This window comes from Paraburkholderia sp. GAS32 (assembly GCF_050434225.1).
Classification (GTDB): Bacteria; Pseudomonadota; Gammaproteobacteria; order Burkholderiales; family Burkholderiaceae; genus Paraburkholderia; species Paraburkholderia madseniana.
This window is the reverse complement of sequence record NZ_JBNPVS010000026.1, coordinates 56,321-83,081: the sequence shown is the minus strand read 5'-3', so window position 1 is coordinate 83,081 and position 26,761 is coordinate 56,321. Positions and strand designations below refer to the sequence as shown.

At 59.8% G+C, this 26,761-nt stretch carries 21 protein-coding genes; 10 read left to right on the top strand and 11 right to left on the bottom strand.

The features are described from left to right. Positions 1–30 precede the first annotated feature (30 nt). The 7 genes from P3T25_RS28070 (at position 31) to P3T25_RS28040 (ending at position 8,340) form a co-directional block, all read left to right on the top strand. A complete protein-coding gene (locus P3T25_RS28070; RefSeq protein WP_429360005.1) occupies positions 31–1,251 on the top strand; it encodes a DUF1173 family protein in 1,221 nt (406 codons plus the stop codon). 96 nt (positions 1,252–1,347) lie between these two features. Continuing rightward, positions 1,348–1,800, top strand: coding sequence for a hypothetical protein (locus P3T25_RS28065; RefSeq protein ID WP_429360003.1), 453 nt, complete (start codon positions 1,348–1,350; stop codon positions 1,798–1,800). A 13-nt stretch (positions 1,801–1,813) separates the two neighbouring features. Then, the gene (locus P3T25_RS28060) at positions 1,814–2,740 is read left to right on the top strand and encodes a phage Gp37/Gp68 family protein (RefSeq protein WP_429360001.1); all 927 of its coding nucleotides are present in this window, start codon (positions 1,814–1,816) and stop codon (positions 2,738–2,740) included. 84 nt (positions 2,741–2,824) lie between these two features. Then, positions 2,825–3,496, top strand: coding sequence for a Lar family restriction alleviation protein (locus P3T25_RS28055; RefSeq protein ID WP_429359999.1), 672 nt, complete (start codon positions 2,825–2,827; stop codon positions 3,494–3,496). A 379-nt stretch (positions 3,497–3,875) separates the two neighbouring features. Beyond that, positions 3,876–4,244, top strand: coding sequence for a DUF2784 domain-containing protein (locus P3T25_RS28050; RefSeq protein ID WP_429359997.1), 369 nt, complete (start codon positions 3,876–3,878; stop codon positions 4,242–4,244). A gap of 452 nt (positions 4,245–4,696) precedes the next feature. Then, entirely contained in the window at positions 4,697–7,942 is a 3,246-nt protein-coding gene (locus P3T25_RS28045; protein WP_429359995.1) for a TIR domain-containing protein, read from the top strand. 185 nt (positions 7,943–8,127) lie between these two features. Beyond that, positions 8,128–8,340: a hypothetical protein gene (locus P3T25_RS28040; protein ID WP_429359993.1), complete on the top strand. Its 213-nt coding sequence runs from the start codon at positions 8,128–8,130 to the stop codon at positions 8,338–8,340. Positions 8,341–8,483: 143 nt separating this feature from the next. On the opposite strand, the gene P3T25_RS28035 is transcribed toward P3T25_RS28040, so the two are convergent. From P3T25_RS28035 to P3T25_RS28015, 5 genes are all read right to left on the bottom strand, one after another. Continuing rightward, entirely contained in the window at positions 8,484–9,614 is a 1,131-nt protein-coding gene (locus P3T25_RS28035; protein ID WP_429359991.1) for a patatin-like phospholipase family protein, read from the bottom strand. Positions 9,615–9,621: 7 nt separating this feature from the next. Continuing rightward, positions 9,622–10,011, bottom strand: a complete 390-nt coding sequence (locus tag P3T25_RS28030) for a PGDYG domain-containing protein (protein ID WP_429359989.1) — start codon at positions 10,009–10,011, stop codon at positions 9,622–9,624. Between the two features lie 118 nt (positions 10,012–10,129). Next, on the bottom strand, positions 10,130–11,809 hold the full coding sequence (locus tag P3T25_RS28025; protein WP_429359987.1) for a hypothetical protein: 1,680 nt from the start codon (positions 11,807–11,809) through the stop codon (positions 10,130–10,132). A gap of 1,004 nt (positions 11,810–12,813) precedes the next feature. Next, a complete protein-coding gene (locus P3T25_RS28020) occupies positions 12,814–13,089 on the bottom strand; it encodes a hypothetical protein (protein WP_429359985.1) in 276 nt (91 codons plus the stop codon). 416 nt (positions 13,090–13,505) lie between these two features. Continuing rightward, positions 13,506–14,396, bottom strand: a complete 891-nt coding sequence (locus tag P3T25_RS28015; protein WP_429359983.1) for a LysR family transcriptional regulator — start codon at positions 14,394–14,396, stop codon at positions 13,506–13,508. A 132-nt stretch (positions 14,397–14,528) separates the two neighbouring features. On the opposite strand from P3T25_RS28015, the gene P3T25_RS28010 reads away from it, so the two are divergent. From P3T25_RS28010 to P3T25_RS28000, 3 genes are all read left to right on the top strand, one after another. Continuing rightward, on the top strand, positions 14,529–15,578 hold the full coding sequence (locus tag P3T25_RS28010; protein ID WP_429359981.1) for an aldo/keto reductase: 1,050 nt from the start codon (positions 14,529–14,531) through the stop codon (positions 15,576–15,578). Between the two features lie 229 nt (positions 15,579–15,807). Then, complete coding sequence (locus P3T25_RS28005; protein WP_429359979.1) at positions 15,808–17,988, top strand: PAS domain S-box protein; 2,181 nt, start codon at positions 15,808–15,810, stop codon at positions 17,986–17,988. 545 nt (positions 17,989–18,533) lie between these two features. Next, positions 18,534–19,727, top strand: a complete 1,194-nt coding sequence (locus P3T25_RS28000) for a hypothetical protein (RefSeq protein WP_429359977.1) — start codon at positions 18,534–18,536, stop codon at positions 19,725–19,727. A 269-nt stretch (positions 19,728–19,996) separates the two neighbouring features. On the opposite strand, the gene P3T25_RS27995 is transcribed toward P3T25_RS28000, so the two are convergent. The 6 genes from P3T25_RS27995 to P3T25_RS27970 all read right to left on the bottom strand — a co-directional run bounded on the left by P3T25_RS27995 (position 19,997) and on the right by P3T25_RS27970 (position 26,041). Continuing rightward, complete coding sequence (locus P3T25_RS27995; protein ID WP_429359975.1) at positions 19,997–20,779, bottom strand: ABC transporter ATP-binding protein; 783 nt, start codon at positions 20,777–20,779, stop codon at positions 19,997–19,999. After that, positions 20,779–21,582, bottom strand: a complete 804-nt coding sequence (locus tag P3T25_RS27990) for an ABC transporter permease (RefSeq protein WP_429359973.1) — start codon at positions 21,580–21,582, stop codon at positions 20,779–20,781. The genes P3T25_RS27995 and P3T25_RS27990 overlap by 1 nt, the downstream gene beginning before the upstream one ends. Next, complete coding sequence (locus P3T25_RS27985) at positions 21,579–22,601, bottom strand: ABC transporter substrate-binding protein (RefSeq protein ID WP_429359971.1); 1,023 nt, start codon at positions 22,599–22,601, stop codon at positions 21,579–21,581. The genes P3T25_RS27990 and P3T25_RS27985 overlap by 4 nt, the downstream gene beginning before the upstream one ends. 50 nt (positions 22,602–22,651) lie before the next feature. Then, entirely contained in the window at positions 22,652–24,241 is a 1,590-nt protein-coding gene (locus tag P3T25_RS27980) for an amidohydrolase family protein (RefSeq protein ID WP_429359969.1), read from the bottom strand. Positions 24,242–24,370: 129 nt separating this feature from the next. Beyond that, entirely contained in the window at positions 24,371–24,538 is a 168-nt protein-coding gene (locus tag P3T25_RS27975) for a hypothetical protein (RefSeq protein WP_429359967.1), read from the bottom strand. Positions 24,539–24,874: 336 nt separating this feature from the next. Further along, positions 24,875–26,041 (bottom strand): integrase domain-containing protein, encoded by a 1,167-nt coding sequence (locus P3T25_RS27970; RefSeq protein ID WP_429359965.1) that lies wholly within the window; start codon positions 26,039–26,041, stop codon positions 24,875–24,877. Between the last annotated feature and the right edge of the window lie 720 nt (positions 26,042–26,761).

Here is a 26,761-nt window from a genome sequence, read left to right as displayed (position 1 = left end):
GCGGCCTTTTTCTATGGTGCAGAGGCAACCATGTCCCAGGTATCTTTCGATGGCGGTGAGTTTCCGCTCAGTGACGTACAGGAAAATCCGGCCCGCTACGTGAAGCGCCTCGAGCGCGCAAAGGTCACGCCCGGCTACGCGGTCTGCCTCTGCGAGACCCACGCCGCGCCGCTGCAGCTCGTGATACGCCGTTACGGCTCGCTTCTTCACCTGGCCGGTTGGCCCGATGACGGCCACCGTCACAAGCGCGGCTGCGCATTTTTCAAGGATCCCGACGTAACGAAGCCGGCCAGCGGCGCGGACACGAAGGCCGCGATCTTTGCGACGCCCACCGGCCTGAATGTCAAACTCGACGCCTCGCTCACCCTGCGGGAAACGACCACAGGCTCACGCGGCTCGCCCGCGAAGCCGTCCAGCCGCGCCAGTCGCCGCTCAGCCAGCCTGCTTGCATTCCTGCAGACGCTCTGGGTCGAGGCTGGCCTTAACCAGTGGACTGGCTCGAGCACGTCAAGGCACTGGGGGCAATGCAATGCCCAGCTCCTCGCCGAAGTCGGCACCGCGCTTATCAATGGCGTCGACGCGCAGGATGTCCTGCACATCATGCGTCGATTCGATGAAGCCGATCGCGCCGCGATCAACGCGGAATTCGACGCATTCATTGGTCGCCTGACTGTTGAAAAAGGGACAACGAGGCGAGGACTGGTCATCGGTGAGATGAACGAGGTTTCGCCCACGCAGTATGGTCACGCGCTTAGCCTCAGACAGAGCGCACGTAAGTACTACGCTAGCACCAACCTGATCGACCACGCTGCGCGAACCTATCCGCACGCATGGCGCGCGCTCGGCGATCGCGCCGCTCGGGTCATCGCCCTCCTTCTCGTTGAACGCACACCCAAGGGTCACCTGAAGCTTGTCGATCTAGCGGTGATGCTGTGCTCCCGCGCGTTCCTGCCATGCGATTCCATGCCCGAAGTTGCCATGGCCAACAGGCTGGTCATGGAGGGCCGGGATTTTCAGAAACCTGTTCGCATGAGCGACGGCGACGACATGCTGCCCGACTTCGTGTTGTGTGATACGGCCATTGACACCCACGTCGAGGTCTATGGAATGAATGGGGTTGACCACTACGAAGCTCGCAAGCAAGAAAAGCGCGCTCTGCGATCTGCACGGCAGATCCCGGTCGTTGAATGGAACGTGGATCGCGAGGTCCTCGATGCTGTCCGGCTTCCACCCGCCTGCAAACGTCGGTAGCCACTATGGCCAACGCCGGTCGCTTGACTTCCCTGTGAACGAGGCACACTCAGTGCATACCCGTCCCTGAGCGGGCGACATATCATCGGAGTTCGTATGCAAGGCAAGACGTTCTTTCTGGAACGCGCGATCTCGCGCTCGCTCGACTGGGTCGGTCGCTACCCGGCACTCAGCTGCGCATGTCATGATCCGCAGTCCATTTCCGGCGGTCGGCAGGTGGTGGTGGCATCTCTGTGCGGCGACGGCGTGCGCTGTGTCTTCTTCAGCGCCGTCGGCTCAGTGCTCGATTTCACAGCGACATGGACGGAACTCGAGCGCGCAAAGACATGGTGGTACTTTGTCCAGCGCTGGTATTTCTGGATCGTTCCCGATCAAGAAACCATCGTCAGCATCAACCTGACGGCGGCACCCCTGGATCACGTCATCGCCCCTTTCGTCTCCGACCTGGCCAGCGACGATACGTACCTGCGGTGGCTCGACAGAATCGAGGCCCGCGCCCGGCAGTCTGGGACGCTCGCCGCCTCGGCGCTCGCCACTGAAGCAGTTTGACCGGGAGCGGACAATGGGCGCGAATACTGCAATTGAATGGACCGACATGACATGGAGCCCTTGGGAGGGTTGCCAGAAGGTCGGTCCGGGCTGCGACCACTGCTATGCCGAGTCCATGAACCGTTGGTTGCGCCATGGGGAAAACTGGGGACCGGGAGCCCCTCGCCGTGTCTACAGCGACGCGCATTGGGAAAAACCTGTGCGCTGGAACGATGCCGCGGCGAAGGCGGGCCAATACCGGAAGGTCTTCCCGAGCGTATGCGATCCGTTCGACAACGCCGCACCCGACGGTCAACGCGAACGCTTCGCCCGGCTCATTCGCGAGACGCCGCATCTCGTCTGGATGTTGCTCACAAAGCGGATCGGGAATGCCGGCGCGATGCTCGCCGATATGTTTCCGCAAGGCACGCCGGAGAACGTCTGGCTCGGCGCGACCATCGTCAATCAGGAAGAAGCCGACCGCGATATTCGCAAACTCGTCGACGCACCGGCGAGCGTGCGCTTTCTGTCGATGGAGCCTCTACTCGGCCCGGTCAACCTTTACGACTGGATCGGTCCGTGGGGCAGCCCGGGCGAACTTCAGGCACCCCCGATGATCGACGGAATCTTCGTTGGGGGTGAAAGCGGCCGCGGTGCGCGGCCGATTCACCCTGCCTGGGTTCGGTCCCTGCGTGATCAATGTCACGCTGCTGGTGTCAATTTCCATTTCAAGCAATGGGGCGAGTGGGCACCGGGAAATAGTTGCGCAGGCAACGATCTGATTGAACGTGATCGTCGCAATATTCGCAGCGGGTTCTTTGATTACAACGACCACTGGAATGCTCACGGACCCAATCCCTTTCGCCAGACGCTGGACCGGATCGGCAAGCGCAAGGCCGGGCGCGAGCTCGACGGGCAGTTGCACGACGACTTTCCTCCGATTATTGCAGTAAATGAATAATACCTTTCAGGTTGTAACTCCTGCTTTTCGCGCGTCCGATGTCCAACGATAATCACACTAGGTAATGACGCGCGAAAACCCAAAATGTACGAACAGCTCTATCCATGCGATCACTGCGGCGGACGCGGCACCGCTGGATTTTCACAACGTGTCGTCGCGGACATTGGCGAAGCCGGGTTTGACTACGGGCAATTCGGCCGCCAGGCTGGACCGCCCAAGATTGGCGACACGCTGGCTCGCCCGGCTTACGCCCCGAAAACCGAGAAGCTCGCGTGCATCTATTGCGCGGACTGTGGGATGAGCACGCCGTGGATCGCAGTCGGCAGCGACGAGCACGCGGCCCTTGATGAGTGTGGGAAGATCTGGAATCGTCGGCTCAATCGCCCGAAAGTGACGGCCGGCGACTTACGCCAGCTCATCGAGAAGGAAGTCGGTGCCTGCGACGCACAGATGATCATCAATCTGCTCGCGCGCAATGAAGAAGATTGGGAGACACGCGGCCCGATTTTCGCGATGCTCGCGCAGAGGCTTGTCGACGCTTCCATATCGACCAACGATTGCTGGCCGATCCAGCCACTTTTGAATGACGCTGCGCGCTGGCGCAAGCTGATGCAACTCGTAAAGTGGGTGGATATCGACGGCGAGCGCTATGCCCAGTTTCCGAGGATTCCCACGCCTTCCGGACATTCGGATCTGGTGTTCGAAGACCGCGTAGCACTCGCGGTCGATGCGATGCCCGATCGGGACCGTTGGTGAGACTTCCTCCGACGCCCGGCCGGACAAAGGCGTGGACATCGGCCAGTCTCGCCACAGCGCCCGCAAATGCCAACGCCAGCGAACGACGTTGGCCCAATACTCCTCGAAACACACACCGTGGATCGCGGCACGGGTGTTGCGATTCTTTGATCCCCACCCAAAGGCTTCGGAGGCTTGCAACGGTGTATAGCTCTCGCTGAAGGCTTTAGTCGGCCAGGAACAGGCACTCGAGCGCCACGTGAGAATTGGCGACAATCTGGTGGAGTATGGGTACCTCGTTTCGCTCTAGGGTCTTTTATGCCGAATGATCGCTCTGAAACTGCCGTAGGCGGGTCCGACATTGAGTCGGCGTTGGCGATATCGAACCGGACGCCGTATCATGAACTGGCTGGCCAATACCGTTCTGGTGTTGCACGCGCTGATCGTCCTGTTTATCGTCGGCGGGTTAACCGCTATCTGGACGGGCGCATGGTTGAAACGCGACTGGGTACGCAACCGCGTGTTCCGGATAGCGCATCTCACAGCAATAGGCGTCGTCGCGATTCTCGCTGTTCTTGACATACCGTGCCCGCTGACGGACCTCGAGGACTGGCTTCGTACCGGACGCGTCGGCCCGCAGGGGTTCGTGCAGCGCTGGGTAAGCTACTGGCTTTACTACAACTTGCCGGGCTGGGTATTCGCGATGGCCTACGCGGTGTTCTTGCTGGTCGTGGCGGTCACGTGGTTTCGCGTCCCGCCGCGCTCATGAGGCGTCGGCATGGAGACCGTTTCCGCTGTTGCGCCCTGGCCGCCCCACGTGCTACTTGCCGATCTTCTCGCCGACCGTCACCACGATCCGCTTGCCTAAGGAACTTTGGCTTTCGATGAGGTCGGCGTTGTTTGCGCCAACCGCTACTTCCGGCTTCGGCCAGTTTCAGACATTCGTCCGCGCGATCGACAGGACACTCGAGCGACCGTTCCGCGTCGGTGAACTGTCTTTCGGCCACCGCTGTAAGCCGCGTCACTTGGTGCTGTGACCATTTCGCACCAATTTCGCACCGCGAGTGACTGGACTTGCGCCGCCCTTTCGTTTAGCCGCCCGTGTGTGCGGTTGTTCACCGACGTCAGGTGGTATTGCGAATAACCTGAGCAAGACTGCGGGTTGGCACGTCGAGCCGTGCGCTGGGGAAGCATCTGTTTTATTTGCTTCAAGGAAAGTAAATGAAATCGGAAATGCCACGATACGTAGCCTTTATTAGCTACCGGCATATGCCGCGCGACCGGCAATGGGCGATTCGCGTCATGCGGGAGCTGGAGTCCTACAGAACGCCCACGGCCCTTCAGCGCGAGGCCTACCCCAAGCGTCTCGGACAATTGTTTCGTGACGAAGATGAAATCCCCGCGTCGTCCGATCTTTCTGATCAGATCAAGATTGCGCTGGCGCGAAGCGATTACCTGATCGTCATCTGCTCGCCGGATACGCCGGGCTCGCGCTGGGTTCGGCGCGAGATCGAGCTGTTCCAGGAGATGGACAAGGGGGATCGGATCATCCCCTTGCTGATCGCTGGAGAGCCGGACCAGTCGTTTCCGCCGGAACTGCGGCGGCGACGGATCACGGTGAAACAGCCGGACGGCACCGAGGCGATGGCGTGGGAGGAAGTCGAGCCGATCGCAGCTGACGTCCGTCCACGCAAGGACGAACGCATGAGCCGAACGGAGCGGCGCGCCGTGCTGCGTTTGGTCTCCGCGCTGCTCGGTTGCCGCTACGACGATCTCGCGCGGCGTGAGGCCGAACGGATGCGGGCGAAGCGTCGCAATCGGTTTGCCGTCGCCGCTCTTTTGCTGCTTACCACGGCGATAGGCGGGACTTGGTGGTGGGACGCGAATCTGCGAGTCAAGACCGAATATTGTGCGAATTACGGTCAACGCTGGGAGGTGCCGTATTGCGTGGGGCGGCTGACCGATGCGCAGCAGGCGGGGCGCAACGTCAGCTATCGCTTCCGCATGCAGGGCGGCCGCGTGCTGGAACTGGCCCGGGTCAACGGGTCCGGCGCCTTGGCCGATAACAAGAGCACGTCGGGCAACAGCGGGTTGGTCGCCTTGATGCATAGCGAAGTCTTGGGCCGCGAATACCAGATCGATGAACCTTGGACGCAAGGCGTGGCGCAATGGAGATTCAGCTATTTGTCCAAGGGCGGTAGCGCGGAATCCGTCATTTCTTCGGTCACACTCACCGACAGAACCGGCAAGCCGGTCCGCCAAATCAGTTATCAATTCTCAGACGACCGCCGACAGTCGATCGCGAGGTTCGATCGCGGTTTGGGTGTCGCCGAGCGCCAGTCGGCATCCGGAAGCGAGTTGGAAGGGTTAGCGGGCAACATCGGGATCGAGAGCAAAAAATCCAGCATAGGCCAACACCGTCTCTTCTTCGATACACAAGGGCGGCTCCAGCGCCGGGACTTCGAGCCTGTCGGCGGTGGCGAGACTGTTGCCGATGCCGAGGGTGCTTACGGCCGCAGCTATGGCTATGGGAGCCTCGGCCTCATTACGCAGATTCGCAATCTGGACGCGAAGGGAAAGATTCTGATCGAAAAATCCGGTGTCGCCGGTGCGCGGCTCGGCTACGACGCCACGGGCGATTTGGTCAGCGTCGAATGGATCGATGCCGGTGGCAAGTTGCGGCCGAACGAACAACTGATCGCTCGCGTGGTTTGGCGGATCGACGAGTATGGAAATCGGTTGGATGAAGCCTATTTGGGTGCCGACGGCCGGCCCGTTATTAGCAAGGACATGGGAGTTGCCCGTAGAGCCATGCGTTACGACCAGCATGGGAACGAGGTGGACGACGCTTATTTCGGCATCGATGGCAAGCCCGCTCTAAGCCTGAGCAGGGGAGTCGCCCATATCGTCAGCCATTATGACGAGCGCGGGAACTATGTGGAAACGGCTTATTTGGGCATTGACGGCAAGCCGGTTCTCGACAAGACCTTTGGAATTGCTCGAGCGACCTATCGCTATGACGAACAGGAAAATCTGGTGGAGGAGGCTTATTTCGGTATCGATGGCGAGCCGGTTCTAGACAAGGTCTCAGCAGTTGCTCGCATGACCTATCGCTATGACGAGCAAGGAAACCTGGTGAGGGAGGCCTATTTCGGAATCGATGGCAAGCCCGTTTCCGACAAGCTCGGTGGTGCCGCCCTAGAGACCTATCGTTACGACGGGCGGGGCAACGAGGTGGAGGATGCGTTTTTCGGTATCGATGGCAATCCGGTTCTCGACAAGGTCTCCGGAGCCGCTCGCACGACCTATCGCTACGACGAGCGGGGCAACGAGGTGGAGGAAGCCTATTTCGGCATTGACGGCAAGCCCGTACTCGACAAAAGCACAGGTGCCGCCAGAATGACCCAGCGCTTTGACGAACGGGGGAACATCGTGGAGCAGGCTTATTTCGCCGTTGATGGCGAGCCAGTGCTCGACAAGAAGTCAGGCACGACGCGAGAAACGTTTCGCTACGACGAGCATGGGAACGTGGTGGAGGCTGCGTTTTTCGGCATCGATGGCAAGCCTGCACTCAACCGGAGCTATGGCGTTGCCCGCGTCGACACTCGCTACGACGAGCGGGGGAATCAGGTGTCGCAAGCATACTTTGGCCTCGACGGCAACCCTGCCATTTTCCGGGACTCGAATACCGCCAAGGTGATTTCGCGCTACGACGAGCGGGGGAATCAGGTGGCGGAAGAGTTTTTCGGCATCGACGGCAGACCCGTTTGTGATAAGGGCGGTCCGGCCATGCTGACCCGTCGCTACGACAAGCTGGGGAAAATGGTCGAGGAAGCGTACTTCGGCGTCGACGGCAAGCCGGTGGTGCGCAAGGATTCGGGTGTCGCGGGGTTTACGCGTCGCTACGACAAAGATGGGAACTTGGTGGAGGATGCGAACTTCGGAACTGACGGCAAACCCGTTTTGCGCAGCGACTTTGGGTTTGCCCGAATTACCTATCGGCACGACCAGTGGGCGCACGTCGTGTCTGAAACGTATTTCGGCATCGATGGCAAGCCTATTCTCCTCAGGGGCGTGGACATCGCTCGAAGGACCCGTCGCTACGACGAGCGCGGAAACGAGGTGGAGGAATCCTATTGGGGTATTGCTGGCAGGCCCGCTATCCGTCAAGACTGGGGCGTCGCCCGAATCGTTCGCCGCTACGACGAGCGCGGAAATCAGGTGGAGGAAGCCTATTGGGGCATCGATGGAAGGTCCGCTCTGCGTCAAGACACAGGTGTCGCCCGGATCGTACGCCGCCACGACGCGCGGGGGAACTTGGCAGAGGAGGCGTACTTCGGCACTAATGGCGAGCCTATTCTCGACAAGCAATTGGGTGCTGCCGGCGGGATCGTTCGCTATGACGATCGGGATGACCCTGTGTCCATCGTGTATTTCGGCGTCGACGGCAAACCCATTCTGAAATGAGTCGTCTTTTGCGATTTACCCCATTGCTCTTTTGCGCCATGCAGGTCAACGGCCACTTCCAGAGCGTTCCGTGTTTTCGTACACTGAAGAAAGCCACCGCTCTGCCGAACCAGCGTCCCGGCGCATTACGCTAATCTTGACCGTCTTGGCGTGTGCTACGCTGATTTTCGGTGCACGATCCCCTGATGGGCGATGTCGCGGCGCTCGAGATGGCTTACCACACGGCTGAACTCAAGCGCCTTCTGGCGCAACGCTCCGAACTTCGGGACGATGGCGACGGACTCTTCAGCAAGCTAAGAGTGCAACTCACCATGCGTATTGAGGACGTCAAGAAGCAATTGAAAGACGTCTCGCTTGAGGTCGAGCGGGAATCACACTGCGGAGACGATCCGTATTGAAGAGCCACTCGGTCCGTGACAGATCACGCTCGCGCAACGTTCCGCGGAATCATGAATCCGGTGCCGGTGGCGCAAGACCGGATACGATCAGAGCACCGAATCCACGAAGGGCGGCGAGTCGCGCTCAGTCATGTTGCTCGCTGCTAGCGGATTCCGCCGCCAGCCCCAACGGTCGGCGGGAACTTGGCAAAGTGCTCCGGTTTGACCTGCAACCGGCCGACTGCCTCGCCTATTTCAGAACAGGCTGCCATTGCATTGACGTCATCCAGCCTGAAAGCATTATTTGCCAGGTGCGCGCAGCCAATCGCTTCCAGTCCCTTGGGGGTCAAGAGGGCGTTATAGCGCATGTAGGAAAAAAGCGGCGTGCCGCCGATCGATGCCTGGCCGCTCAAGTTTCCCACCTCACCATCGATGTCGTCGCCGGCCAGAACACGCGCGAAGCCACGGCATTGCATATCGACCTCGGTGGTGCCGGCGAACATCAGCGATTGCATAGCAATCAACATGGTCGATGCAACCTGCTTTTCGGCCAGCGTCTGGTTGTGTATTTCCTTGGGGAAAAGGCCAGTACCGACCGACACCAACAGCATCCGATCCTCACCGGTGGGCCATGCGAGCCGATAACACGGCAGGGTGGCCATCTGGAACAGCTTGAAAGCCGGATTGTTTAGCGATGACAGCGCGCCGTCGTAAAAGAGGTAATCCTGAGTTCCGATGCAAATCCGTTCCGGTTCGAAAAAATACGGTGCAGCGGTGCTGGCCCGAACCAATTGCCAAAGCGGAAAATTCAGGTTGCTTTCCATCCCGTACCGCGCGTCGTTGTATTTGGCCTTAGGATTACTGCTAACGGGCCACGGCGAGTTCGTGCGTGCGTTGAGCATGACCAGCATCAGCAGGGTTCTGAGTTTGTTCGATCCGAGTGTTGTGTCGATACCGAAAATTTCTTGCAGGCAATCCCGCAGCGCCGAGGCGTCATAGCGGGCAAAAAGCATGCGCTTAACTATATTGGCTGTTGGCGCAAACATCGCGCGTGCATCGCTGGTGAAAAGCGCATTCAGTTGCTGCATGCTCATTCCGAGTGCCAGACCCGCGGCAAGAATGGCGCCGGCACTGGTCCCGGCAACGTAGTCGAAATAGTCGGCCAGTACGAGGTCGGGACGACCGCTCTGATCGCGCAAAATGGCTTCGATGCGACTCAACACGCGGACGGCGAGCAAGCCGCGAATGCCGCCGCCGTCGATGGCGAGCAACTTCTTTTGATTCAGGGCGTCCATCCGTCAATCAGCTCTTTATGTCATACGTCTTCTGGAAGATGTCACTGGTCACGACCCACCGATGGCCGTCGTTTGAGGTGACGATCCAGTCGCCCGGCTTCGCGCGCAACGTGCCCTGGCTCGGGCCAAGATCGATCTCGACCTCAGTGGCGGTTTGCTGCGCGTCGACGGTCTCGATCTTTTTCAGGTATGCGCCGTTCTCGCCCATCCGGGTTGGTGCGACGGGCTCATAGGTTGCTTCAAACCGGCTGCGCTCGATTGGCCAACGCTCGCCGGCCGCCCCTGTCATCAACGCGTCGCCGCTTGCGCACTGGACCGGCCCTTCTTCAGTTTGAATTTCCCCTGATACCGACGCGAATTCGACCTGAACCGGAATCGGTTTCTTGACGGCTTTCATGATGCCACCGCTATATCGCTTGCGGTCGGCAACGCCGGTAAGCAAACACCGGTAGGCGGCTCGGAATCAGGCAACTCGTTAAGAATCATGTGCAGGTTTCCCATCGCCCTCAGCCCCATTAATTCCCCACCGGAACCTCGAATGGACGATCCCGATGAAGTAGTAGCCATTCGGCGTTTTCCGCCAGCGCCTCACGTCCGATCGCGGTCAAACAGTGCCTGGCTCTGGACACGTCGGCGGCGCCCATCGCGGCGTTGAATTCTTTCAGCGCAAGGTCATAGAGTCGCCCCATGCGCAGGTAACGCAGGCTCGTTTCTTTATGCGCATTCACTTTTTCGACGGCCTTGAAGATGCCGGCAAGGCCAATTGCGAGTGTCGACGCTACCAGTAGCCATTCCCGCGCTGGATGGTCAAGTTTGATGATATCGCTAATCAGGCACGGCGATATCACCGCAAGCCCGATGAAGAAGGCCACGAGCGCCGCCCGGTTCCAGCTTTTGGCCCGCGCATCGTGAAAGTGTGCCTTGCCCAATTTTGAGTCGCGACCGACAAAGTAATTGCGCTGGTCTTCAAGCCAGCGTTTGCGGATCTCGCCGAAGCGGCTTGTTTCGCTGCCGGAATCCGTGGACGGAGGAATCGACAGCGCAATGTTACGTAGCGTCACGCGTATCCAGCCGAGCTCGGTGGCTTGATGGAGCAAGTAGTGATCCGAGACTTTGGTCTCTTCTCCGGCAATGGACCAGAACAGTTGTACGCGCAATCCTTCGGCAAGCGCACGATAGTCGAGGTAGCGTTCGTCGCAACGACGATGCTTGAACGCCCAGCGGTGCACCGCAAATGCGCCGAGCAAGGCGGCCAGATAGGCCAGCACCATCCACTGCGTGGGTACGAGGCCGGTATAGAACTCGTGACTCAATACTGCCAATAAAACGATGCCGAGAATCACGAAAACAGAATTGCGGCGTAATGATTGCGCCATGATCGCGTCGGTATCGGCAAGTCCGTACAGCTCGACGAGCGGTTCCAACGACTCTGGCAGGCGCATCGCGTGAGGCGGCTTGCCCAATAAGTGTTGCTTGCTCGTTTCAACTACGTCGCGCCATTTTCGTGAACAGTCATGGGCAGACCCAACGAATTTCCGCATCGATTCAATCACGCGTCGATTCGGCTCCACTACGCCGGCATACAGGCCAATTTCGTCCTGGACTGCGCCGGATGGATTCTGGCGGGACCGGCAAAGAATGTGCGATACCGGTGCGCAGTCCTCCGAGGGCAGTCCACGGCTAACCGGATTGGTCACGCCTTCGCGCGCAAAACGCACAACTTCGGCCGGTTCTCCTGGCTCGCCGTCTTCGGCGCAGCCATCCCACAGCGCGATGACGATCTGGGCATGCCGGACGAAAAACCTCCCGAGATCACGATACTGTTGTCCACGCTGTCCCGAAACGTCAGCATCGATCACGGCCGGCGCAGGCAGCTCAAGGCGCTGTGAACATTGCGCCAGCAGCGCCCGGAAACGTGTCAAGGATGCCGGCGTGGCGAATTCGCGCTCATAGTCGCTCAAGGCCATCGGCAATATCGCCATCACCCTCCAGCCTAACTTCAACGCGACATCGGCGGCCAATTGGCTGGTTCCATCGGCCAGGCTGGTCAGGAGGCAAGGGTGAAGGGAGGTCGCGCACCTCGCCAGCCTGTGGAGTTCGGTTTCGACGGCATCCCGCAGGCGTGGTTCGTCTTCAGTCAGAACGTCGCGGCACCCAATGGCTGCGACCAGGAAGGGAACTTGGACCGTCTTCATATGGTGATCCTTGGCGATTCAGGGTTTCACTAAGTGCGACATCCTTTATCGAAGCAGACGACACTTCGCGTTCTGAGTACAACGTCCAGCCTATGACTTGTGACGGTAACGAAATGAAATGCGCTGCAAAACAATGCGACCTGTTCGCAGGAATAGTCATTTTATAGATCGACTGAATGCTATATCTGCTGGCGTTCGCACGAAGACCCAGAGCGATTTACTGGCCGCCCGATGTCAGACGATATCAGCCGGCGAAATTCTGATCGATTCGTAGCGCGCCAGCAGACTGTTTGCTAGCGTCATGCCACGTCTGCGTGGTCGATGCGACGCCTGCCGATACGGCTGAAAGGCAGGCTGCTGGTCGATCACCGGGCCGCATCTCTACAAAGCGCGCTGCGACGACTGATTATCCGCGACGATCCGCCCCCCCGTTGCCAATTCGGACGACATCGCCCCAACGATCAGCGAATCGGCCACTCGCTGGGCGCGAAACCGGATGAGGTATGGGTGACGGCTGTGGCCGATCAGTTGCAGTGCGACGTGCCAGATGAATGGTCATTGCACTCGAAACTAGCCATTGACACGACGCCGTGTCCAACGACCGGAACGGATCGGAAGTGTGGGTTCACTGACGCTGGAAGCTGCCGTCCGGCCGCTCGACGCCACCACCGTCAGCAATCCACCCCATTGCTGACGTACAGCCAAGACCGCCTCGATGACGGTAATGGCCGATAACTTACCGACCAACTCGGCGGGGCGAGCGTCCGTTGCACCCCGGAAGCTGTCATTGGGGCGTCAGGAATCCGAACGGCAGTTGTGGGTCGAACTGGGCCGTTAAAATCAGTTTGCAGGGTTTTCTCGCCCTGCCGATAATTCCTCAACGGCGAGATCCGTTTTCTGATGCGGGGTTCAGCGCATACAGCGGGGCGCTGAAAGCACGTTCGGATGGTCCGCTGGTCCTGGAGATAACTCAGATCCTCGCTAACTTCAGGTGCGGCTGATGATTACATGGAGGTGCTTCTGGCGCGGAATCGCCCCGATGGCGGTTCACCCGTTACTGACGGCCGGCTCTTGAAGCTGACTTCAAATGCACCCAGCTGCAGCAACAGGCTGTCGAGCGCGCAAAGCTGGACCCGCGTCAGGTACGGTGCGTCCAGGAGCCCGTGTAGTCGCCAGCGCCAGTATTGCGCAGGCAGTATAGGACCGAAAGGGCCGCCAACCAGCGACGGTCTCATCACCCGCGCGATGTGCGCTATCTCCTCGTCGATCAACGTTTCCATAAGCCCCCCGGCTTCCTGTTTTCGTTTTCGCGTACGGCCATTGACGATTCATATTACGAATACTATAGGCCGGTTTTCGCCGCGCGCCCAATTAGTGAGAAATGAAATTCCCGGCGTGCGGCGGAACGGCCGATTTGGACAGCGGTGGTGACGTGCGCGGAAACCAACTGAGGTAGGAACGATGCGGCCTCTGCCGTCGGCATCGGGCAGTAGGCGGCCAGTTTCGGTCGGTCGACCAATGGTGACCAATGACAGAATTGGCTGAACAACGACCGTCCAACTCACAAATCCGGATTCGCGTTCCCGAACTGAAGCGGTCCACAGCCTTGCGCCGCGAAGGACCGCTATGCAGCGCATTCAGCCCGCGCTGCCGACCCTTTGGAGTTCTTCGCGGTTGAGCGAAGCAGACGGCTGAGTCACTGCCCCTGCACTTGACGCAAGGCTTCGACAATGAGGGCCAATGCAGGGGACGAACTGCGGCTGGCGTAGTACAGGTGGTATCCGGGGAAGGTCTGCGACCAATCGTCCAGAACCGAGACGAGGTGCCCTGCGGCGATGTGCTCGCCGACGGCGTCGTCGGGAACCCACGCAAACCCGTGCCCGGCCAACGCTGCCGCGACGACCATGTCTCTCGAATTGAACACCAGCCGCCCCGTGACGTGCACGTGGATACTCTTGCCGCGCCGCTTGAACTCCCACGGCAGCAGCCCGCCGTGGGAAGGCAGGCGCAGGCAGAGGCAATCGTGCGCGGTGAGATCCTGCGGAGTACGGGGTCGAGGATGGCGCACGAAGTAGTCGGGACTTCCGACCACAACCATGCGCATGTCCGGCGCAATGCGTATCGCGATCATGTCTTTAGCCACATCGCCGCCCAGACGCACACCGATATCGAAGCGCTCCGCCACGATGTCGATGAAACGGTTGTCGCTGCTGATTTCGACCTTGATGTCGGGGTACTGCGGCAGCCACGGCTGCAGCCTGGGCCAGAGCAGCGTGCGCACCGCGTGCTCGGTCGCAGTGATGCGGACGGTGCCAGCCGGCTTCCCGCGCAGTTCGCCCAGCACCGCCAGCTCGGCTTCGATGTCCGCGAAGCGCGGGCCGACAGTCAGGTAGAGCCGCTCCCCCGCCTCGGTGGGCGACACGCTGCGCGTGGTTCGGTTAAGCAACTTCAGGTCAAGCCTGCGCTCCAGCGCGCGAACAGTCTGACTAAGTGCGGACTGCGTCACGCCCATCTGCGCAGCAGCGCGCGTGAAGCTGCCAACGCGCACGACGGCTGCGAACGCCGCCAGGTCGTCGTATCGTGGCATTGATTAGCCAGCCTTATAACCCCATGTAATTTAAGCAGTATAGTCAATCAGTGTCTCTCCGCCTAGAGTTCACGTCATCGATTCACGGCAGGCAGACCCACAATGAAGACACGTCTCTCGAAGGAAATTCACATGAAGCAACGCACACTCGGCCGCACCGGCCTGTTTGTCTCCGAACTCTGCCTGGGCACCATGACCTTCGGTGGCAGCGGCGTCATCGGGAGCCAGATCGGTGACCTGCAGCAGTCCGACGCCGAACGCCTCGTGGGCCAGGCGATTGACGCCGGCATCAACTTCATCGACACCGCCGACGCCTACGCGGGGGGTATGTCGGAGCAGATCATCGGCCAGGCGCTGAAGAACCTGAAGGTGCCACGCGAGAACGTGGTTGTCGCGACCAAGGTCTTCAACGAAACCGGGCCCGGACCGAACTCCCGCGGCGCGTCGCGCGGCCACATCCTCGACGGCGTCAAGGCCAGCCTGAAGCGGCTGCAACTCGACCACATTGACCTGTACCAGATCCACGGCTTCGACCCGGCTACGCCGATCGAGGAAACCGTGCGCGCGCTCGACCAGTTGGTACGCCACGGTTATGTCCGCTACGTCGGCGTGTCGAACTGGGCGGCCTGGCAGATCGCCAAGGCGCTGGGCATCGCCGAACGGCTGGGCCTGTCACGCTTCGAGTCGCTGCAGGCGTACTACACCGTTGCCGGGCGCGACCTCGAACGCGAGCTGATCCCGATGCTGAAGAGCGAAGGTGTTGGCCTGATGGTGTGGAGCCCGCTGGCCGGCGGCCTGCTCAGCGGCAAGTACGGGCGCGAGCAGCGAGGCGAGGAAGGCAGCCGCCGTACCACATTCGATTTCCCGCCGGTGAACCGCGACCGGGCCTACAACTGCATCGACGCGATGCGCCTGATCGCGCAGGCGCATCGCGTCTCGGTGGCCCAAGTGGCACTGGCCTGGCTGCTGCACCAACCGCAGGTCACCAGCGTGATCGTTGGTGCCAGGCGGCCCGAACAGCTCGCCGACAACCTGGTGGCCACAAACGTAACGCTGAGCGCCGACGAGCTTGCGGCCCTGGACGAAGTGAGCCACCTACCGGCCGAGTACCCCGGCTGGATGTTCGAGCGTCAAGGCGAAGTTCGACGCAAGCAGTTGCTGGAGGCGCGCGTGCACCCGTGACGCTCGACGCCGCCGCGGCGAGCACGCTGTCCGTCGCGGGCTTGACTACGTCGTTTGCGCTCGTTGAACTCGCAAGGATCCGGGCCGGTCCCGCAACCTGCCTCGCGGTTCATCATGGGCGCCGACAGTTAGACGGCGATCATGGTGAAGCTGGATGCGCTGCGGACAGAGTACGAAAAGTGGAAGGACGTGGCCTGCCGCACGTACTTCTCAAGAGGGAGAGAGGACGTTGGAACGCAGACGTGGCGTGGCCCTTGTGGTCGACATGACCGAGCAGAAGAGTGCAGAAGATGTGCGCGAGGAACACCTATGGTTCCTCGAGTGCATGGACCGCATCAACTGCGCCATGCAGCAAACGAACGAGGTCGATGGCATAACGCGCGGCGTGGTCGAGGAGGCGCTGGCGATCTTCAATTGCGATAAGGCCTGGCTGGTATATCCCTGTGATCCCGATGCGCCGGCTTGTCGCTCGGTGATGGAGTACACGCATCCTGACTATCCGGGCGCCTTCGCACTCGACGAGGAGTTGCCGGTGGACGCCCGAGGAGCCGATTTTTTGCGTGGCATCTTGCGTGCCCCAGGGGCGGTGGTGGATCCAGACATGCCACCGGAGATTTGCGACCGATTCAACATCCTGTCAACGATCGCGATCGCGGTACGGCCCAAGGGCGACCGGCCGTACCTGTTCGGGTTGCACCAGTGCTCGCGCCTGCGCGCCTGGACCACCGTGGAGCGGCGGCTGTTCGAGGAGATTGCCAGGCGCCTGGAAAATGCGTTGACGAGCGCGCTCGCGCACCGCGACCTGCTCGCAAGCCAGGACGCGCTGCGCGCAAGCGAGGAGCGCTTCCGAACCCTGGTCGACCACGCGACGGATGCCATTTTCCTGTACGACGAGGACGGTACCGTGCTCGACGTTAACCGTCAGGCATGCGACACGCTGGGTTATGCGCGCGAAGAACTTATCGGCATGCACGCCCGCAATTTCGACCGCGACATCACGCCGGAAAAGATCCAGTGGGCCAGGCAGCGGCTGCGGGAAGATGGAAATGTGACGCTCAACGGCCGGCGCCAGCGAAAGGACGGAAGTCTCTTTCCCGTCGAGGTGCGTGCACGAGCGTTCAACCGCAGCGGCCGCCTTTTCGCCATCGCGCTCGCCAGTGACATCACCAATCGCAGGCGCCGCGAGCAGCGGCTGCTCGCGCAATTCAGCGTCACGCGGACGCTATCGGAAGTGGGCTCGCTCGAAGAGGCGGCACCGCGCCTTCTGCGCGAAATGTGTGAGGCACTTGAGTGGGATCACGGCGAATTCTGGCGCGTCGATCAGGAAGCGGACGTGCTGGTGTGCGTGCAGGCATGGCCCTCGGCCGCCATCGCGCGGGCCGGTTCCGAGCTGTCGGGGACGGCCGGTATCGGCATGGGGCTTCCCGGGCGAGCATGGTCGAGCGGCGCACCAGTATGCATACCCGACATGGCGCTCAATCCTGGGTTCCAGCGGCCGGAATCTGCCGCGAATGCGGGGTTCCACACCGCCTTCGCCTTCCCGGTCACGCTCAGGAGCGGTGTAGTGGGCGTGTTCGAATTTTTCAGCCGCGAGGTCCGCGATGCCGATCCCGAGCTCTTGCAGATGATGACCAACGTCGGCTACCAGGTCGGGCAATTCATCGAGCGCATGCGAGTGGAAGACTCGCTGCGACACGCCCGGGAAGAGCTTGCGCAGGCATCGCAGATGGCGACAGTGGCCGAGTTGTCCGCGTCCATCGCGCACGAAATCAATCAGCCGCTACAGGCCGTGTTGGCCAATGGGCAGGCGTGCCGGCGCTGGCTCACTGCGACGCCGCCCGACATCGATAAAGCCCGACTCAGCGCAGAGGCTGTCGTCCGTGATGCTAAAGCCACGGCGGACGTGGTATGCCGCATTCGCGCGCTGTTCAGGCGCACGGCTCCCGCAAAGGTCCGACTTGACATGAACAAGCTGATTGTTCAGGTCTGCACGCTGATGGCTGACGACATTCACGGGAACGTGATCTCTCTGGAAACGCAGCTAGCACGGGACGTACCGATGATCAGAGCTGACGCGGTGCAGATTCAGCAGGTGATCGTCAACCTTTTGCGCAACGCCATCGAGGCATCGGCAGCGACGGCGGTACTACCGAAGTTGCTATTGATCCGCTCTCGGCGCGACGGGGACGACGTAGTGGTCGACGTTCAGGATGAAGGTACGGGGCTAGCGAATCTGGAGCCGGTCTTCGAGCCATTTGTCACCTCGAAGGAAACGGGCATGGGCATGGGGCTTGCAATTTGTCGATCAATTGTCGAAGCACACGCCGGGCGTATCTGGGTCGTGCGCAATGAGGTCCGTGGTGTGACCTTCAGCTTCAGCCTTCCGGGCAAGATTTCGGATGCAATATGAAGTCCTGTGGACCAAATTTTCTGCAGATGCGGTCGCTTCGGAAAACGGAAAATATTGCACGCTGAAGCGTTGTTATTTGCTAGCAGCGTGCGCGCACGCAAATGAATGACGGGCCCGTTATAGCTCCGCGTAAAGACGTGCTGAGAGCGCTTTCTTGGCCGCTAGCGACTGCGGAAAAGTATGTCCCTTCCCCCATGGGTTCGTTCATTCGTGCGCGTCGCCATCCGGCGGAACAGTCTGTCTCGTCAGTAGCCTTGTTTTCACATTTCATGTTGGCGGTCGTCGCGCGAGCGGTTTAGTCCATCGACTCGAAGCAGTCGCTCGTGGCTTTGCTTGGACGCCGCCTTGCAAGTGTAGGTGAAGCCGTGTGACAGCTTTCGATCATTCTGTCAGACTGACTATCCCTAACCCCCACGCTGTGCATTTCAATAATGAGAAGAACTGTTTTCTGGTCGTAGCAGAGTGACCTTCCTACAACCGTCACGAAAGACTTTATTAAGGGAGCACTCAGCCAAGCGCTGAAGAAGGTTGCCTCAGAGCTGCAATTGGAGTCGGCCGATCGGGTTGAACTCGATCACGACACCAAGGGCGAGGCCGGGCTTGTTGAGATTGTCGCAACAATCTTCAAAAAGATTGACGATTGCGAAGTGTTCGTCGCGGACATCACGCCGGTAGCTGCCATTTCATCGAATGATCGAGAGAAAAAAATCCCCAATCCGAACGTGATGATCGAGCTCGGATACGCACTTCGCGAGTTGGGACATCAACGGGTCATCGCAGTCGAAAACTTGGCGTTCGGAGGGGAGCCCGAAGAGCTCCCATTCGACTTGAGGCATCGACGCGGTGCCATCACCTACTCGCTTATGGAGATCGATGATCCATCGGTAGAGGATAAGCGAACGGCACTCGTCCAGGAGTTGGCAGCGGCTCTGAAAACCAACTTGGCGGCTCCTAGAGAGGACCGAATGATTAAGAACCCGCAGCCGGTTTTGTCGTTAGAGGCTAGCGAGGAAATGCCCGCAGTCGCACTCGTCGAGCAGAATGCGACTCTGGAAGGGATTCGCACTCTCGCCGACATTATGAATGAAACACCAGTGCAATCGAAAGCCGACCAAGCGAAGCCGGAATCGGCCTTTCAAATTCCCATCTATGAAGACATTTTTAGTAGGCCCCGCACTCGGCGCAAGCCATTCCGAGAATGGACGGAAGAAGAGCTCGATGGCTACAACAAGCGAGTGCAGCGTTACTATGAGCGGTACACAGAGTACCTCGAAGCCGTCAAACAACATGGCCTTCATCTGCAACGCGCCATTACTGTGAAGCTAGTCTTGGCGAACCGAGGGACGCTGTCGGCGACCGATGTGAGATCGTGCATTCAGTTCCCGCCGGGCGTCTTGGCCTATGAGGACGGTGCCTTGCCCATGCCACCCGAGCCACCATCTCCGCCTCCCTTTGTGCCAAACGGATTTAGCACCACGACTGTGGTCCAGAGCGGGTACTCCTGGAACCCGGAACCTCATAGAACGGCTTCTCGGATTGCCAATGATCACAAGTCAGTAGTCTTCCACACTTCGAAGCTTCAGCACCACTATCAACAGGGATTCGACTCGTTCACTCTTCTATTTAGTTCGAAGGATGACATCAAGAGCTTCGACGCAGAGTACTACATTACGACCGATCAGTTACCGACCCCACAGAAAGGCAAGTTGCATTTTGAAGTTGAGCTATCTGGCCGGTAATTAGATCGGAAGGCGTAATGGAGAGTTGGAGCAAGACCGGGTAATGCCTTGGGAGTATCGGCTTCTGGCCGATAGCACCAGTTCGATGAAGCTGCCGCCGTGAGGATGTTGGAGTTTTCAAGGCAGCTTCCCGGCGGTTTGTGCGAACGCGTACTTCCGGCCAACTTGAGTCACTCAAGGTAAAGTTGCGAAGGGCGGCTCGTTGAGCACGAGCGGACGATCAGGCAAATGGGGCTTGATGGCAGCGTTCGAACAAAAGTATCGCTTTGCTATGTGTTCTCCGCCATCTCGCGAACCGTCTGAATGATCTTCGTCTTCATATGGAAGAACGTTTCGCTATCCCTCAACGCCAGTGTGCGGGTGGTGCCCAAATGGGACGTGACATCGATGTCCTCGAGCACCCGTGCGGGTCGTCGTGAAAACACGATGATCCTGTCAGCAAGGAAGACTGCTTCTTCGACATCGTGAGTGACAAAGATGACGGTACGCGATTCCTCACTTTGAATGCGGCGCAACTCCACCTGGAGCCGCTCGCGCCGCTGCGCGTCAAGAGCGCCGAATGGCTCATCCATCAGAAGCACTTCGGAACCCGCAGCAAGCGTCCGTGCGATTGCGACGCGCTGGCGCATGCCTCCCGATATCCGGTTTGGGTAAGTGCTTGCGAATTCATGAAGGCCGACAAGGCGAAGATAGTGATCGGTGCGACGGCGCTTTTCGTCCTTGCCAAGGTCGGCCCTGTAGCGCATGCCAAAGGCCACGTTCTGGCTGACGGTCAGCCAGGGAAACGACGAGTACGATTGAAACACCATGCCACGTCGCTGGTCGGGCTTGCCGACCGGCTCGCCCTCAAGCCGGATTTCGCCGGCGCTCGGCGTATCGAGTCCACCTGACATTCGCATTAGTGTCGTCTTGCCGCAACCGGAGGGCCCTAGAAATACGACGAACTGGCCTCGCGGGATCGTCAGATCAAATGGCGTTTCCACGACGGGCAACCCGCCAAAGAGCTTGGTGACCCCGTCGAAAACAAGATACTCGGTAGTTCGTATGTTCATCAATCAGTACTCTTTAGGTAGCGGAACAGCCGCCGATGAAGCGCGCGAATGACCTGGTCGCTGACAAGTCCGATCATGCCGATCACAAACACTCCAGCCATGACCTGGTCTGTCTGCATGTAACGGCGTGCGTTCCATATGACGAAGCCCAAGCCGCTGTCGGAGGCCACGATTTCAGCAATGATCAGGTAGGTCCAGCACCAGCCTAGCGTAATGCGCAGATTGTCGACCAGATTGGGCAGCATCGATCGCCAGGCGATATCCATAAGAATCTGGAACGGGCGGCCACCGAGCGTACGCGCGATCTCGATGTACTCGTGAGGAACGCGATTTGCGTCGTCGACCACCAGCAAGACTAGCTGGAAGAACGTTCCTAGCCACAACAGGAAGATCTTTGTTTCCTCTCCGACACCGAACCAGATGATACTGATCGGCACCAGCGCCGGCGTCGGCAGGTACCGGATGAAATCCACGATCGGTTCGAGCGCGGCGTTAACCGGACGATAGCTGCTCATCAACAGGCCGATGGGAATCGCCATCGCCGCCGACAGCGCAAATGCAGCGAGAATGCGCCCGATCGAGACCAGCGCGTTGCCGACGATTTGCCCTTCGAGGGTCATGGTCAAGAGGCTTTGGGCGATCTCGACGGGCGACGGCAGAAAGGTCGGATCGATCCACCCGGCCCATGACGACACCTGCCACGTCAGCAAGACAGCGAAGCTGGCGCCGAGGCCAATAAGAATGTTGGCCCGGCGACTGATGCTTCCTCGAAACGAGAAGGCGTTCTGAAGCGGTTTGTTCACTTGAGGTCGGTAGCCGAGATGGATTGCAAAAGCGAACCGTCGAATGAGCCGGCGGCCGACAGCGTGTGGTCCGATGCACCGTTCGCCAGATTTAGCTTCATCAGCGTATCGAAGGTCTTATAGATGGAGCCGGGCTTGTCAGTGGCGCCAAAATAATGCTTCGCGGTGTCGAGCGATGTGTAGGAAAGGCTTCCGTCGATGCTTGCCTTGAAGTCCTTGTCGCTCTGGTTGAAGTGAGGCGCGGCAAGACGGATGAAGTCGGCCGGCTCGGCGTTGTAATACGCAATCGCCTTGTACAAGCCGATCAGGAAGTTCTTGTAGGCGAGCGGGTCGGCTTTGAGTTTTGACTGGTTGACGATGATCGCGTCTACAATCGTACCCGGGTAGCTTGCCGATGAAACCAGAATATGAGCGCCGCGTTTCGCGTCGAGCGTGATTGCCTTGTTCATGAACGGCTGGAACGTCCCGATCGCCGCAACGTTGCGGTCTGAGAATACCGATAGCGCGTCAGATCCCGCAGTTTGCTTGATCGTCATGTCCTTATAGCTGAGCCCGGCCTTGTTCAGTTCAAGTTGCAGGAGGAGATAGGCAGGAATATCCGTCTCCATTGCCACCACCTTTCCCTTCAGATCGCTGACCTTCTGGATCGAACCGTCCGCTACCACGCCGTCTCCACCGTTGGACTCGTCGATGGTGCCGATCATGACCCCCGGCGTCGAGGGGCTGCGCGGGCGACGCTGATAGTCGTCGACAGTGCGCATGTCTACTTCAATATCGCCATGGGCAATCCCTGCCAGCGCGTCCGCCTGCTCGTCGTCGAACTTGACGGAGACCTTCAGCCCGAGCTGTTTGAAGTAACCAAGGTCGCTCGCCACGAAGACCGGTGCGAATCCGGACCAGTTGTTACATATCACGCGAATCGTTTTGTCTTCCGCGTGGGCGGCCTGAGTGGCTGCGATCAGACCGAACGAAAATATAGCCGCCCGAGCGGCGGATTTATAGGTGAAATGGTGTGACATAGAATGTACCCCTAACGAATGAGCAAGATGGAAACTGCGACGAGGAAGAATCAGCTACGAGCGGGATTGGCGTCGCCAACCCACCGGTTCATGCGGACATCGACAGCGAGTGACTTCTGGTACATGGCGCGGTAGTGCGGAAGCCATTCGGCGGCTTCGCGCGTCAAGGTTTCGCGCTGACCGGCGGCGGCCGCCATGATGGCGCGTGCTTCCTGCCGCAGCGCGGGTTCATCGATGGTCAGAAGCTTGCCGTCTCGCATGACCACGCGACCCGCGACCATCGTCATGACGACTGCGCGGCTTGCATCCGCATACACGAGCTGGCGGGCGATATCGTTGAGCGGGGTGATCGGCAGCGTATCCAGATCGAGGATGACCAGATCGGCCTGAAACCCCGGCGCGATACGCCCGAGCTGGTGACGCTGACGCATCGCCGTGGCGCCGCCCTCGAACATGCACTGAAGGATTTCGTCAGCCACGGGCCAGCGTTGGGGATCTGGATCGCCGATCGTATGGATCAGCGCGGCCGTCTTCATGACCGACCACAGGTTGACCGCGTCGTCCGCGATGATTTCGTCGGACCCCAGCGCAATCGGAACGCCCGCTTGTGCGAGCCGCCGGAACGGCATGACGCCGCTACCGAGCCGCAGGTTGCTGATCGGGTTGTGAATCACCTGGGCACGGGCGCGCGCAAGCAGAGCAATGTCGTCGTCGTCGATCCACACGGCGTGGATGACATTCATGCGTTCAGACAGAAGCGCGAGGTCGTCGACATACTGGATCAGCGAGCGGCCATTCAGACACACTTCGCCAAAAACGCGCTGAAGGCGAGTCTCAAGCATGTGGATGTAAAACGGCAGATCGTGGGCACGGCTGAGCGTGTCCAGCTCTCGCAGATATTCGACGCTGACGCGCTGCGGTGCCGAACAGGAAACGGCGGCGCGCAGGCGTCCATCGCTGGACCGATGCCACGTATCGATCAGATAGCGATAGTGACGCAGCAGGTCGTCCGTCTGCATGGGCGCGGGTGCTTCGAGCCGCGCTCTGAGTTCATCGGGAACGAGGTCGCCGAGAAACGGAAGTTTGGCGATTTCAGGCAGGTTGGGCTGGTCGAGCGCCACAGTCGCCCGAATACCAATATCGCGGTATGCGCTCATCACCGCGTCGATTTCGGCGTGGCTCGGCGCCGGCAGGAAGAACGCATCGTCCTGCACCGACGTGACGCCGAGCTTCAGCATTTCGGCGGCGCCAATCTGCGTGCGGACGTAGGCGCTGCGAGCGGATACCGCTGCGTCAGGGGTCGCAGGCACTTCATAGAGCATGAAGAGTTCGAGCGGCAGACTGTCCAGCGCGCCCTTCAGAAAATTGGTCGGCGAATGGAAATGCGCGTTGATCAGACCCGGCATTACGAGGTGCCCGGCGCCGTCTATTACGACGTGCGCATCGCCAATGCCTAGAGACGCATCTGGGGCAATTTCGCGGATCCTGCCGTGCTCGATGACGATGTCCGCACATGCATGCTGCGGGCATGTGGGATCCATCGTCAGTACGCAGGCATTCCTGATGACGGTCAGGGGTGCCACACCGTCGCTTGTCTGGGCCGAAGAAGTGTTCGCCGGCCCAACAGGGTTGTCGCTCATCGCGATCACCTTTCTGCTGGACGGGCACGCCAACCCGATATCCTCTGTGAGATCAGAGGAGCGCTGCCTTCAACGGTTTCGAAGTTAAAGGGAAAATTTTTTGTCGTCAACGCGTCAAAAATCGCGCTGTCATCGAAGCGGAATCGCGCCCGCTGGTCGCGGGGCTTCCGCATGGACGCGCAAATCATCTGCCATGGCGCGGCCAATTTCCCGCTGGTCGCATTCGTCGATGGGCCTGTTGTAGACGATCTCGCCGTCGCTCATCACGGCGACGTGATTGGCAAGCGGGATCAGCATGCGTCAACGAACGTAGACGAAATGTGATCCAGGATGATGTCACGTTGACGGAATATCGGCCGAAGCGTACTTCGCTTGCCTTCTGCGTCGAATCCGGGGAAGCACGAGCGACCGCTGTTAACCCTCGAGCGGTCTTTGACCCGTTGCAGGCGAATGGCGCTTCAGGGTCGATTCCAGCCTTCAGGGCGCGGAACCGATAAAAAAATAGCCGGCTACGAGAGCCGGCTTTGAAAGGATTCTGGCGTTTTCCGAGGGCCATCACCAGAACCTGAGAGACAATTCATTGTGCCTGTTCCGCTCCTGCGTCGAGAGGCATATGAGACGCTGTTTTGGGTGTCATTTGTCGGCGCGACCCGTGTCCTGTGGGGAAGATGCGTTTGCACCAAGGATCCGATACAGCGCCTGCCTTGAAATGCCCAGTGCCGTCGCAGCGTGACTCTTGTTACCGTTGCCGGTCGCCAGCGCAGCGCGCACCTGCTCTACCGTTGGCAGCTTCTTTTGCAGGCGATCCTGCTTCGCGAAAGTGGACAGATACGCGTTCGCCTTGGTCACGCGGCTATGCCCGGCCGCTTCGACCACGCGCCGCATCGCTTCCAGGTGATCCTCGCGATCGGGTTTTTCGCCGGAGCGCTTCACAGGTGCTGGGACGCCAGCCACCCGCGCATAAAGCGATTGAAGAAACCCATGTCGCAAGCCGTGACTGGTAACACCGAGGCCCTTTCGCGTCACACCGTGCTTGTCCAGCACGTAGTAGTACCAGTCCCGCCACTGCTTGAGCGTCCGGTCAGCCGGCACAGTTGAGCCAGTGAAGCCATTACTCAGACGCGCTGCTTCTTCCAGGATATCCAGCCTCGCCTCGATAGGCACTTCGCGCGGTCGACCGCCCTTCGTGCCGCGCGTGACAGCGAGTGTCTGCGGATTGCGAGCCGCTTCAGCGGGCCGGAGCATGAAACTTTCTTCAACCCGTAGACCAAACGCAGCCTGCAACTTCAGCTGAACCGCAGTGTACGGGCAGGTTCGCGCAATCTCCTCGATCTTTGCCACCACATCAATGCCATGCGCTTCCCATGATTTGTCCTCGGTCGCGATATAGCTGCGCACGAGGCCGTGCTCGCGACGATCAACATAGTCCGCCAAGGTGCCGACGAGGTTCGGCTTGGCCATCCAGTTCGCGAGTGCACGTAGATACGTCAGCTTGTTTTCGATCGTGCCTCCGCTTTGCTTGCACGCCACCCAATGCGTGACGAGAAATCTGATGTGCTTGTGCTTCAGCGACCACGGCGTCTGCAACGCGTAGCCGTTCTCCCTGAGTTCCGTGAAAGCCTTGCACAGCGCTGTCGCTCTCCTCTCCTGCGTTTTGATCGACAACGCCTTGTTGCTGATCCGACTCGTGCTGTGGATTTCAGCGACATGCCTGTCGAACAGGCCCAGCAGTGCGTCCCGGAATTCCGGGGTGAACCGGTAAGCGCTAACCACCGCACGTACATTCAGGATTGCTGCCATCGTTGACGCTCCGCGCGACGATACCGCCGCAATGTTGTTTATCGCCCCTGGAATCGCAGCATCCCTACCTGATGCCGTACTTCGATCCAGCGGCCATCCGTTTTTTCCGCTCTGGCGGCTGCGCCTTAACCCCGGCGTGGGGTACTGCCTTCCTGACCTTTAGCGATTTCCACCGATCAGCCAGATGCATGGGAAGAACATGCGGTCCGACCGTCCAACCTGCTGCGTGCCGGCGTGAAGTGCGCTTCGCGCAACCCACCACCGAGCTATCGCGCTCGACCTCCCGGTCGTGGCGCTGCGAATCGCTTCGCGTGATGCAGCTTCGTGGCTACCCTGCCAGCGTGACGCATTGCGCGTGTGGGCCGCTCTCCGCTTCGCGGTAACGCACCCCCGCTATGTGCCGGACAATACTTGATACGCGTTTGTGTACGGCCGCGCGCGCCGTGTCCTCTTCCGTCAGGGAATCGCGGTTCTCCGGTGTATTCCGGACCGCAGGAGTTCCCCCGCCCCCAAGCACGTTCATCTCTGCCGCGGTGTATCGGGCTTCGTGAACGCACCCAGCATTCGCTGAAAGGGCGTGTGCAGACGCTCATGAGCATGCGGAAAGTGTCCGGTGTCCGGTCTCTCCACATGTCCTCATTGCGTCACATCGCGGCAAACCGCCGCCGATCGTATGGATATCGCACTGTCCAGGGGTCCTCATGGTGGACCATCATGGAC

Excerpts from the sequence above, each read along its gene's own strand:
- P3T25_RS28070 (WP_429360005.1), top strand. The coding sequence starts at position 31 with ATGTCCCAGGTATCTTTCGATGGCGGTGAGTTTCCGCTCAGTGACGTA.
- P3T25_RS28065 (WP_429360003.1), top strand. The coding sequence starts at position 1,348 with ATGCAAGGCAAGACGTTCTTTCTGGAACGCGCGATCTCGCGCTCGCTC.
- P3T25_RS28060 (WP_429360001.1), top strand. The coding sequence starts at position 1,814 with ATGGGCGCGAATACTGCAATTGAATGGACCGACATGACATGGAGCCCT.
- P3T25_RS28055 (WP_429359999.1), top strand. The coding sequence starts at position 2,825 with ATGTACGAACAGCTCTATCCATGCGATCACTGCGGCGGACGCGGCACC.
- P3T25_RS28050 (WP_429359997.1), top strand. The coding sequence starts at position 3,876 with ATGAACTGGCTGGCCAATACCGTTCTGGTGTTGCACGCGCTGATCGTC.
- P3T25_RS28045 (WP_429359995.1), top strand. The coding sequence starts at position 4,697 with ATGAAATCGGAAATGCCACGATACGTAGCCTTTATTAGCTACCGGCAT.
- P3T25_RS28040 (WP_429359993.1), top strand. The coding sequence starts at position 8,128 with ATGGGCGATGTCGCGGCGCTCGAGATGGCTTACCACACGGCTGAACTC.
- P3T25_RS28035 (WP_429359991.1), bottom strand. The coding sequence starts at position 9,614 with ATGGACGCCCTGAATCAAAAGAAGTTGCTCGCCATCGACGGCGGCGGC.
- P3T25_RS28030 (WP_429359989.1), bottom strand. The coding sequence starts at position 10,011 with ATGAAAGCCGTCAAGAAACCGATTCCGGTTCAGGTCGAATTCGCGTCG.
- P3T25_RS28025 (WP_429359987.1), bottom strand. The coding sequence starts at position 11,809 with ATGAAGACGGTCCAAGTTCCCTTCCTGGTCGCAGCCATTGGGTGCCGC.
- P3T25_RS28020 (WP_429359985.1), bottom strand. The coding sequence starts at position 13,089 with ATGGAAACGTTGATCGACGAGGAGATAGCGCACATCGCGCGGGTGATG.
- P3T25_RS28015 (WP_429359983.1), bottom strand. The coding sequence starts at position 14,396 with ATGCCACGATACGACGACCTGGCGGCGTTCGCAGCCGTCGTGCGCGTT.
- P3T25_RS28010 (WP_429359981.1), top strand. The coding sequence starts at position 14,529 with ATGAAGCAACGCACACTCGGCCGCACCGGCCTGTTTGTCTCCGAACTC.
- P3T25_RS27995 (WP_429359975.1), bottom strand. The coding sequence starts at position 20,779 with ATGAACATACGAACTACCGAGTATCTTGTTTTCGACGGGGTCACCAAG.
- P3T25_RS27985 (WP_429359971.1), bottom strand. The coding sequence starts at position 22,601 with ATGTCACACCATTTCACCTATAAATCCGCCGCTCGGGCGGCTATATTT.
- P3T25_RS27980 (WP_429359969.1), bottom strand. The coding sequence starts at position 24,241 with ATGAGCGACAACCCTGTTGGGCCGGCGAACACTTCTTCGGCCCAGACA.
- P3T25_RS27975 (WP_429359967.1), bottom strand. The coding sequence starts at position 24,538 with ATGCTGATCCCGCTTGCCAATCACGTCGCCGTGATGAGCGACGGCGAG.
- P3T25_RS27970 (WP_429359965.1), bottom strand. The coding sequence starts at position 26,041 with ATGGCAGCAATCCTGAATGTACGTGCGGTGGTTAGCGCTTACCGGTTC.